The organism is Flavobacterium sp. (assembly GCF_049590715.1).
Classification (GTDB): Bacteria; Bacteroidota; Bacteroidia; order Flavobacteriales; family Flavobacteriaceae; genus Flavobacterium.
In genome coordinates this window covers 18390-27188 of the sequence record NZ_JBAWDL010000021.1, presented here as the reverse complement: position 1 = coordinate 27188, position 8799 = coordinate 18390, and the positions used below count along the sequence as shown (strand labels likewise).

At 32.6% G+C, this 8799-nt stretch carries 8 protein-coding genes; 7 read left to right on the top strand and 1 reads right to left on the bottom strand.

What is annotated here, in order from left to right; translation table 11 throughout:
- Positions 1–886: 886 nt before the first annotated feature.
- From thrS to WBQ70_RS01155, 5 genes are all read left to right on the top strand, one after another.
- On the top strand, positions 887–2833 hold the full coding sequence (thrS, locus tag WBQ70_RS01175; RefSeq protein ID WP_423909407.1) for a threonine--tRNA ligase: 1947 nt from the start codon (positions 887–889) through the stop codon (positions 2831–2833).
- Positions 2834–2849: 16 nt separating this feature from the next.
- Complete coding sequence (gene infC, locus WBQ70_RS01170) at positions 2850–3407, top strand: translation initiation factor IF-3 (RefSeq protein ID WP_423909409.1); 558 nt, start codon at positions 2850–2852, stop codon at positions 3405–3407.
- Positions 3408–3514: 107 nt separating this feature from the next.
- Entirely contained in the window at positions 3515–3712 is a 198-nt protein-coding gene (gene rpmI, locus WBQ70_RS01165; RefSeq protein ID WP_022827375.1) for a 50S ribosomal protein L35, read from the top strand.
- Positions 3713–3884: 172 nt separating this feature from the next.
- Positions 3885–4229: a 50S ribosomal protein L20 gene (gene rplT / locus WBQ70_RS01160; RefSeq protein ID WP_035633036.1), complete on the top strand. Its 345-nt coding sequence runs from the start codon at positions 3885–3887 to the stop codon at positions 4227–4229.
- Between the two features lie 222 nt (positions 4230–4451).
- Positions 4452–4820, top strand: coding sequence for a hypothetical protein (locus WBQ70_RS01155; protein ID WP_423909399.1), 369 nt, complete (start codon positions 4452–4454; stop codon positions 4818–4820).
- Between the two features lie 27 nt (positions 4821–4847).
- Here the strand turns inward: WBQ70_RS01155 and WBQ70_RS01150 are convergent, their stop codons facing one another.
- Positions 4848–5717, bottom strand: coding sequence for a hypothetical protein (locus WBQ70_RS01150; protein WP_423909396.1), 870 nt, complete (start codon positions 5715–5717; stop codon positions 4848–4850).
- 567 nt (positions 5718–6284) lie between these two features.
- Between WBQ70_RS01150 and WBQ70_RS01145 the strand changes: the two genes are divergently transcribed.
- Positions 6285–7991, top strand: coding sequence for a tetratricopeptide repeat-containing sensor histidine kinase (locus tag WBQ70_RS01145; RefSeq protein WP_423909393.1), 1707 nt, complete (start codon positions 6285–6287; stop codon positions 7989–7991).
- A 9-nt stretch (positions 7992–8000) separates the two neighbouring features.
- Positions 8001–8675: a response regulator gene (locus tag WBQ70_RS01140; protein ID WP_423909390.1), complete on the top strand. Its 675-nt coding sequence runs from the start codon at positions 8001–8003 to the stop codon at positions 8673–8675.
- Positions 8676–8799 lie beyond the last annotated feature (124 nt).

The window sequence follows — 8799 nt, the reverse complement described above, 5'->3', positions numbered from 1 at the left end:
CTCTATATCTCAATCGCTTGTCAGTAAATCAATGAACGTAATCGTTGTTGCGGGTGCAAAAGTAGTTAGGTTGTTCCGTTAAACAATACCTTTTCATAACTTTATTCTAACCTTTTTCTCAACTCGCTGGAAATCTGAACTTTCTTTTTTATGATTTTTATGGTTTGTAGGAATTTAGAGGTGTTTTGAGTACAGGATTTTTAAGTAATCATCAAAAAATACATGATAAACAAGGGGTGATTTATCAGATTCGTAGTGATTGCATCGTTTTGAAAAGATTTTTAGTGCTACTCAAACACTAAGAACATTAAGACATCAAAGGAATTGAACACAGATTTCTCAGATTTACACAGACTATACTGTAATGAGAAGGCTTACAGCGCTGCTTAAACACCAATAGCACTTCGGAAACACAAAGATCAATAAGGCTTTGAACACAGATTTCTCAGATTAGCACTTATTACAGGTACTTTAAATACTAATCACACTGCGCTCCACCAAGGAAACAGTAAGATCTACGAAAAGCTATGATATTCTGTTCTAGAATTGATTCCTATTAAAAGCAATTAAAACGGTCGAACCAGGGATTTGAGATGATACATATATATGTATACATTTTTACTCTTATATATAGTAGTAAACATTCCCAATAACGGAAACTTCCCGAAACAACGGCTGCTATAGAGCCCTGATAGTAGTGGAAATCCTTGTGGCGGGACCATTTATCCCGCCACAAGATTGAAACAGATAGCAGGATTAGCTCCAAAAACCACTTTTACACCTAATTATATATATCACAACAAGAATAGTTACAAACAAACCTTGTATATATATTGTATGTATTTTAGTAATGCTATATATTTGCAGTCTTAAAAAATATCAAACAATGATTAAGATTACTTTACCCGATGGGTCAATTAGAGAGTACGCGCCAAGCGTGAGTCCGATGGATGTTGCTAAAAGTATTAGCGAAGGTTTTGCACGAAATGTTATTTCGGCTTCTTTTAATGGTACAACAATCGAAACGACTACTCCTTTGACCACTGACGGAAGTCTTATACTATACACTTGGAATGACGAAGGCGGAAAGAAAGCTTTTTGGCATTCGACTTCACACGTCATGGCACAAGTTCTTGAAGAGATGTATCCTGGTATCAAATTAACTCTTGGACCAGCGATCGCTAATGGGTTTTATTATGATGTAGATTTTGAAGAGCATAAAATCACTGAGGCTGACTTCAAAAAAATTGAAGATCGTGTTCTTGAAATTTCAAGAGGAAAACATGAATTTAAATTGCGTCCTGTAACCAAAGCTGAGGCATTGGAGCTATACAAAGACAATGTTTACAAAACAGAACTAATAACAAATCTTGAAGACGGAACGATTACGTTTTGTGACCATGATACTTTTACTGATTTATGTCGTGGTGGACACATTCCAAATACCGGAATCATCAAGGCAATGAAAGTAATGAGTGTTGCGGGTGCGTATTGGAGAGGTGATGAAAAAAATAAGCAGTTAACACGAGTATATGGAACATCATTTCCAAAACAAAAAGATCTAACTGAATATTTAGCATTACTAGAAGAAGCAAAACGTAGAGATCATAGAAAACTAGGTAAGGAATTAGAATTGTTTGCGTTTTCACAAAAAGTAGGTCAAGGTTTGCCTTTATGGTTACCTAAAGGAGCTGCTTTGAGAGAACGTTTAGAGCAATTTTTGAAAAAAGCGCAAAAGAAAGCAGGATATGAACAAGTAGTAACTCCACATATTGGACAAAAAGAACTATATGTTACTTCTGGACACTATGCTAAATACGGTGCTGATAGTTTCCAACCAATAAGCACACCACATGAAGGAGAAGAGTTTTTATTAAAACCAATGAACTGCCCTCATCACTGTGAAATATACAACGTAAGACCTTGGTCATATAAAGATCTGCCTAAGCGTTATGCTGAATTTGGAACTGTTTATAGATATGAGCAAAGTGGTGAATTACATGGATTAACTCGTGTACGAGGATTTACTCAGGATGATGCACATATATTTTGTACACCAGAACAGTTAGATGAAGAGTTTAAAAAGGTAATTGACTTAGTACTTTATGTATTTGGCTCGTTAGGATTTGAAAACTTTACCGCTCAGATTTCGCTAAGAGACAAAGAAAACAGAGAAAAATACATAGGTACAGACGAAAACTGGGAGAAAGCAGAGAATGCGATAATTAATGCTGCTGCCGATAAAGGATTGAATACTGTTGTGGAATACGGCGAAGCTGCTTTCTACGGGCCTAAGTTGGATTTCATGGTGAAAGATGCTCTTGGAAGACAATGGCAACTAGGAACCATTCAGGTGGATTACAACCTTCCTGAACGTTTTGATTTGACATACAAAGGATCTGACAACGAATTACATAGACCTGTGATGATCCACAGAGCCCCTTTTGGTTCTATGGAACGTTTCATTGCTATTTTACTTGAACATACAGCAGGAAATTTCCCACTATGGCTAATGCCGGAACAGGCTATTATATTGTCTTTAAGCGAGAAATATGAAATATATGCTAAAAAAGTTTTAGATTTGCTAGAAAATCACGAAATTCGCGCCCTAATTGACAACCGAAACGAGACTATAGGTAAGAAAATTAGAGATGCAGAGATGCAAAAAATCCCGTTTATGCTGATTGTAGGTGAAGAAGAGGAGAAAAACGGAACCATCTCCATTCGTCGTCACGGACAAGAAGGAAAAGGAAACATTACGGTTACAATAGAAGAGTTCGCTGCTATTGTTGACGAAGAAGTAAAAAAAACATTAAAAGTATTTACAGTTTAACTTAAATTATAAAGTCATAGCAATAAGAAGTAATAGAGGTTACCAACCTCGTGTAGAAAAGAAAGATGCCCACAGAATAAACAATCATATTCGTGGTTTGCAGGAAGTAAGACTTGTGGGTGAAAACATTGAGCCTGGAGTATTCAAACTTGCAGAGGCTTTGAGATTAGCTGACCAATTTGAATTGGACTTAGTTGAAATTTCACCAAATGCTGAGCCACCAGTTTGTAAGATCATGGATTACAAGAAATTTGTTTACGAACAAAAGAAACGTGATAAAATCTTAAAAGCTAAATCAACTCAGGTTACAGTAAAAGAGATCCGTTTTGGACCTCAAACTGATGAGCATGATTATGAGTTTAAAAGAAAGAATGCTGAGAAGTTCTTGAAAGAGGGTGCTAAGCTAAAAGCTTTTGTATTCTTTAAAGGTCGTTCCATCATTTATAAGGATCAAGGTCAAATTTTATTATTAAGATTAGCTACAGATCTAGAAGAATATGGTAAAGTGGAAGCAATGCCTGTTCTTGAAGGAAAGAGAATGATTATGTTCATTGCTCCTAAGAAGAAAAAATAGTTAATAGGCAAAAGCCAATAGGCAAAAGTTGTAAAACTAATGGCTAATGGCTAATGGCTAATTACTCAAAATAAGTAAGTAAGAATAAACTAAAAACACTAGGAAAAATGCCTAAAATGAAAACCAAATCTAGCGCCAAGAAACGTTTCAAAGTTACTGGTTCTGGAAAGATTAAAAGAAAGCACGCTTTTAAAAGTCATATCTTGACTAAAAAATCTAAAAAACGTAAATTAGCTTTGACACACTCAGCGTTAGTTCACAAAACAGATATGAAAAGCATCAAACAACAATTAAGAATTATATAATTGTTAAGAGTTATGAGTTAAATGTTAAGAGTGTAAAACTTCTAACCCCTAACTTCTAACTTCTAACATTTCTAATCCTTTAGGTTAAAACAATTTAAAATAACCTTGGAGTATGGCCATTAAGTGCTTTTGATTAAATTCAAGCCGCCTGCTACAAAAACACATAAAAATTATGCCAAGATCGGTAAATTCAGTTGCTAAAAGAGCAAGAAGAAAAAAAATAATGAAGCAAGCCAAAGGTTTCTTTGGTAGACGTAAAAACGTTTGGACAGTTGCTAAAAATGCGGTAGAAAAAGCAATGTGCTATGCATACCGTGATAGAAAAGTGAACAAAAGAAATTTCCGTGCTTTATGGATTCAACGTATCAACGCTGGAGCTAGATTAGAAGGAATGTCTTATTCACAATTCATGGGGAAAGTAAAAGCTAACGGAATCGAATTGAACAGAAAAGTTCTTGCAGATTTAGCTATGAACCACCCTGAAGCTTTCAAAGCTGTACTTAATAAAGTAAAATAAACGTTTTATCAACTCAGTTTAGGATTACTTACTTATATAGAAACCTCAATCAAAAGATTGGGGTTTTTTTATACTTCAAAATGAAACTTATATCTTATGCCATTTGTTTATTTTATAAATATGGTTAGTATTATTTTGACTAAAGCCAAAATAAACCAAATTAAGGTTTCCCGTAATAAAAATATAAGAATCTGTTTTACATTTGAAAAAAACGATATATATATGATCCCCTATATTAGAATCACCACAATTATCTGTAGTTTCTTTTGTATCATTGCTTGTAATAAAAGTAAAAAGAAAGCTAATTCCTCTATTAATATTAAAGAAACCATCCCAATAAATATACAAAAACAACAAGGAGTAACAATTAATCATACGAAAGAATTTAGGTATGACTATACAGTAATTGGTACAGATGAAAAAAACCAAACCGTTTATGGGAATATCAATTTAGATACTGAACTTGGTGAAGGTAAATTAACAACTCATAACGACCCTTCAAATGTAGAAGTTGTTGTAGAATCAAATGAAGAAGGAGAAATAATAGCTACTGATTCTAATGGTAATAAATACATTCTCAAAATAAAATAACAATATTTCTCTACTGTCTGAACTGTATTACTTCACTAAGTTATACTTATTAATCATATAAGTTGTAATAGGTTTTAATGGTTTACCTGTAATAGGATGAAAACCAGAACGGTCATACAGCTCAACAACCCCTTCAAATTTACAATACCATACTAATGGTTTTTCATTTTTAAAAAAAATTATTTTTTGTTTACAATCTAGTTTTCTTAATTGGATAGCATTATCATTTATAGGTACTATTAATCTTAAAGCTCCTATCCCTAATTTCTCATTATGACAATCCACTTCTTCATAATGATTCCCTAACCACTCCATACATTGCTTTTCAGGGAACCAACTCATTTTTATAAGACATCCCAAAACTAATAAGAGCATTCCTGTTCCTAGAAACCATGCCACTATATTCACAGATGACTTGTTATCTCCCAAAGGTATCCAAGGTTTCTTTATAATACCCATTTGGTTTTCATTTTCTCCAAGTTTATCACTACACTTATTCAGCAATAGCTCATTGTTCTCCGCCTCTTCACCAATCCCTGAACTAATCTTGGTGTATTTACCAAAAGGGCGCGGTTTAAAATTCACCAATATAGCTGCCAATTCAATTCTCATTAAAGCATCAGTATTCTTCTCCCCTTTTAAAAATGAACGGATGGGCTTAAACAAAGAAATATTACAATTGATGATACCTTTCAATAAATCTTCTGTTTTATTTAAATCAAAAAACTGCCTAAAAATAATCTCATCATTTGCAGTCAGACCCTCATTAATTAAACTCAAACATAAGTCTCGCATAACGGCTGGAGTTGCTAATAAACACGAAAATTCTTCTTGAATCGCTATTTCATATTTGGCTTGAATCTCTCTTTTATAGTTTTCTAAAGTATTTTTCTTCATAAGCATTCATCGGAATTTAATGGAATTAATCAGCAAAACATGGAACTACAGGAATTACTGGAATTCCATCAGGATTATTCATAAAAGCTACTATTTCTTTGCCCCTGAATTAGTTTCTGTTTTGAATTGCTAACAAGACAAATGTACAAAACTCATTCAAAAAAAGTGTGACTGATCAGTAGGTCTAATTTATTCGGGAAGTGTAAATCTTCATTTACTGAATCAGTTCACTTCACTTCCCAAAAGTTTAAAATTATTTAAAGGCTTGCCCAAGCGGGTATAGATTCGATTCAGAAATCGAACAGCCATTCCTATGTCCAATTTTTAAAACTAAAAAGATGAAAAGAATATTTTTGATGTCCTGTTTTGTAATAACAAGTACGCTAATAACATCCTGCACTGCGGATCAAGTTGAGACTACTAAAACCAAACTATCCGAAGAAGTAAAAGCTACTGGTGGAGATGAAAGTGGCCAACTTCCAACGCGAAAGCCTCAATAAAAAATAACCGAAACAAGGTTACCTTTTTATAAATTAAATTGATTATTTTCGGGAAATGGTACGCAATATGTTTCATTTCCCGATTTTAATTATTATATTTCTACTATTAGTATTTATTTCTTGTAAAAAAGAGCGAACCATTTCCTCAGCTTTTGAAGCCTATCCACAATACAATCAAGAGTTTAATGCTGCTGAAAAATATCTTGAAAAACAGATATTTGATAGTGCGTTTTACTATTACAATAGCATCAAAAACAAAAGTAATCCCAAAACACAACCCAATAGGATTATTTATACTTTACTAAAACTATCCTATATTCAACAGGTACAAGGAGATTATTTTAGTAGTGAAGCGACCGCTACTGAAGCTATCCCCCTTTTTGATAACAATACAGATCAAGGTTATAAGGCCTCCATTTACAACATTCTAGGTATTAATTATAAAAATTTATTCAATTACAATCAATCCATATTTTATTATAATCAAGCATTCCAATTAGCTACTGATAGCTTACAAGCCAGTATATTAAAAAACAATATAGCTGTTGTTTATAAAGATCAAAAAAAATATGATAAAGCGTATCAAATACTATCGGAACTCGTTTTAAAAAAAGAGATTATAGATAGTCCTGAAAATTATGCAAGGGTACTAGATAATTTGGGATACATTTCATTCAAACTTAATTTACCTAAAAGCATTTTTCTATTAGAGCAAGGTTTACAAATTAGAAAAGAAAACAGCAACCATTATGGCATTATCATTAGTGCTATTCATCTAGCAGAATATTATAAAAATTCTAATACTAATCTGGCCATTAGCTATGCAAAATTAGCATATCATGAAGCCATTTCTATTCACAGTATTGATGATGCTCTCGATGCTTTAAAATTATTAATTGAAACAAGTAACCAAACTGAAGTCAAAAAATATGCTTTGGTACATATTAACCTTAGTGATAGTTTATACAAAGTGAGACAAAAAGCAAAAAACCAATTTGCTAAAATAAAATATGACGCTTCTCTTGAAAAAGAAGAAAACCTATTACTAAAAACGGAGAAGGCAGAAAATGCATTGGAACTAGAACAAAAAAAATATCAAAACTTGATGCTCGTTTTTTCAGTATTTTGTCTAATTCTAGCAATCCTCCTTTTATATTCATTTTGGAGAAGAAAAAACAAACGAGAAAAAAGAGTCGCAACTTACGAAACTGAAACACGTATATCCAAAAAACTCCACGATGAATTAGCGAATGAGGTGTATCGCACGATCACTTTTGTAGAAACACAAAGCCTAGATAATCTTGAAAAGAAAGAACTTTTACTCGAAAACCTAGATAGGATTTATGACAAAACCAGAAATATTTCGAGACAGAATAGCGGTATTAAAACAGGATTATTGTTTGGAAATATTTTCAATGAAATGTTAATGAGCTATAATTCTATACAAACAAACATCCTTATCAAAGGGAGTGACACAGTTGATTGGGGAAAAATAGCACCGGAAAAGCAAATCGAAATCTACCGTATTATACAAGAATTACTAACCAATATGAAAAAACATAGTAAGGCAAGCATTGTGATAATTGGGTTTGAAGTTTTAGAAAAACTAATACAAATCAAATATACAGACAACGGTATTGGCTTTAATCCAAAAAACATTCCAAAAAATGGACTTACAAATGTGGAAAACCGTATAAATAGTATTAACGGAAGCATTAGTTTTGATTCACAAATAAACAAAGGATTACAAACAACCATACAATTCCCTAAATAAATGCCTATCATGTTTAACAAAGTAATAATTTCCGAAGATTTTGACAGTATTAATCTTGCTGTTATTGAAGTACTCAAAGAATGTAAAATCCATGAAGTTGAATATACAAAATACTGTGATGATGCTTTGTTAAAAATAAAAAGAGCCTTATTAGATGAAACTCCGTATGATTTATTGCTCACGGATTTATCTTTTATAGAAGACCATCGGGTGGATACACTTACACTCAAATCTGGTGAGGACTTAATTGCTGCTGTTAGAGCTATACAACCTGATATAAAAATCATTGTATATTCAATCGAAGATAAATCTTATCGTATAAAATCTCTTTTTGAAAACCACGATATTGATGGTTATGTAATGAAAGGTCGCAATAGTGTTCCTGAACTAAAAAATGCCTTAACACTAGTCTATAACTCAGACCAAAAATACCTTTCTCCCACAATTACACATGTACTCCAAGATAAAACTGTCAACGAGATAGATAATTATGATTTGGAATTACTGAAATATTTATCCATTGGGGTTGCACAAGACCAAATGGAAAGCCAATTTAAAATGTTAAACATTAGTCCCAACAGTAAAAGTAGTATCGAAAAGCGGATTAATAAATTGAAAACGTATTTCAAAGCTAACAATACAATACATTTAATTGCCATTTCTAAAGATTTAGGCTTGATATAGGTTTTATATCGAATAGTAATTTTAAAAATTCTGTGAACTTTTAAAATCGTTCAGAGGATTTTTTTATGCTGTTATGTCAAAAAACTTAGATTACGGTTTCCCGCAAAGAAATATGCTTTACTAG

What these genes read in the sequence shown, in the direction of transcription:
- thrS (WP_423909407.1), top strand. Translation starts at nt 887, where the DNA reads ATGATTAAGATTACTTTACCCGATGGGTCAATTAGAGAGTACGCGCCA.
- rpmI (WP_022827375.1), top strand. Translation starts at nt 3,515, where the DNA reads ATGCCTAAAATGAAAACCAAATCTAGCGCCAAGAAACGTTTCAAAGTT.
- rplT (WP_035633036.1), top strand. Translation starts at nt 3,885, where the DNA reads ATGCCAAGATCGGTAAATTCAGTTGCTAAAAGAGCAAGAAGAAAAAAA.
- WBQ70_RS01155 (WP_423909399.1), top strand. Translation starts at nt 4,452, where the DNA reads ATGATCCCCTATATTAGAATCACCACAATTATCTGTAGTTTCTTTTGT.
- WBQ70_RS01150 (WP_423909396.1), bottom strand. Translation starts at nt 5,717, where the DNA reads ATGAAGAAAAATACTTTAGAAAACTATAAAAGAGAGATTCAAGCCAAA.
- WBQ70_RS01145 (WP_423909393.1), top strand. Translation starts at nt 6,285, where the DNA reads ATGTTTCATTTCCCGATTTTAATTATTATATTTCTACTATTAGTATTT.
- WBQ70_RS01140 (WP_423909390.1), top strand. Translation starts at nt 8,001, where the DNA reads ATGTTTAACAAAGTAATAATTTCCGAAGATTTTGACAGTATTAATCTT.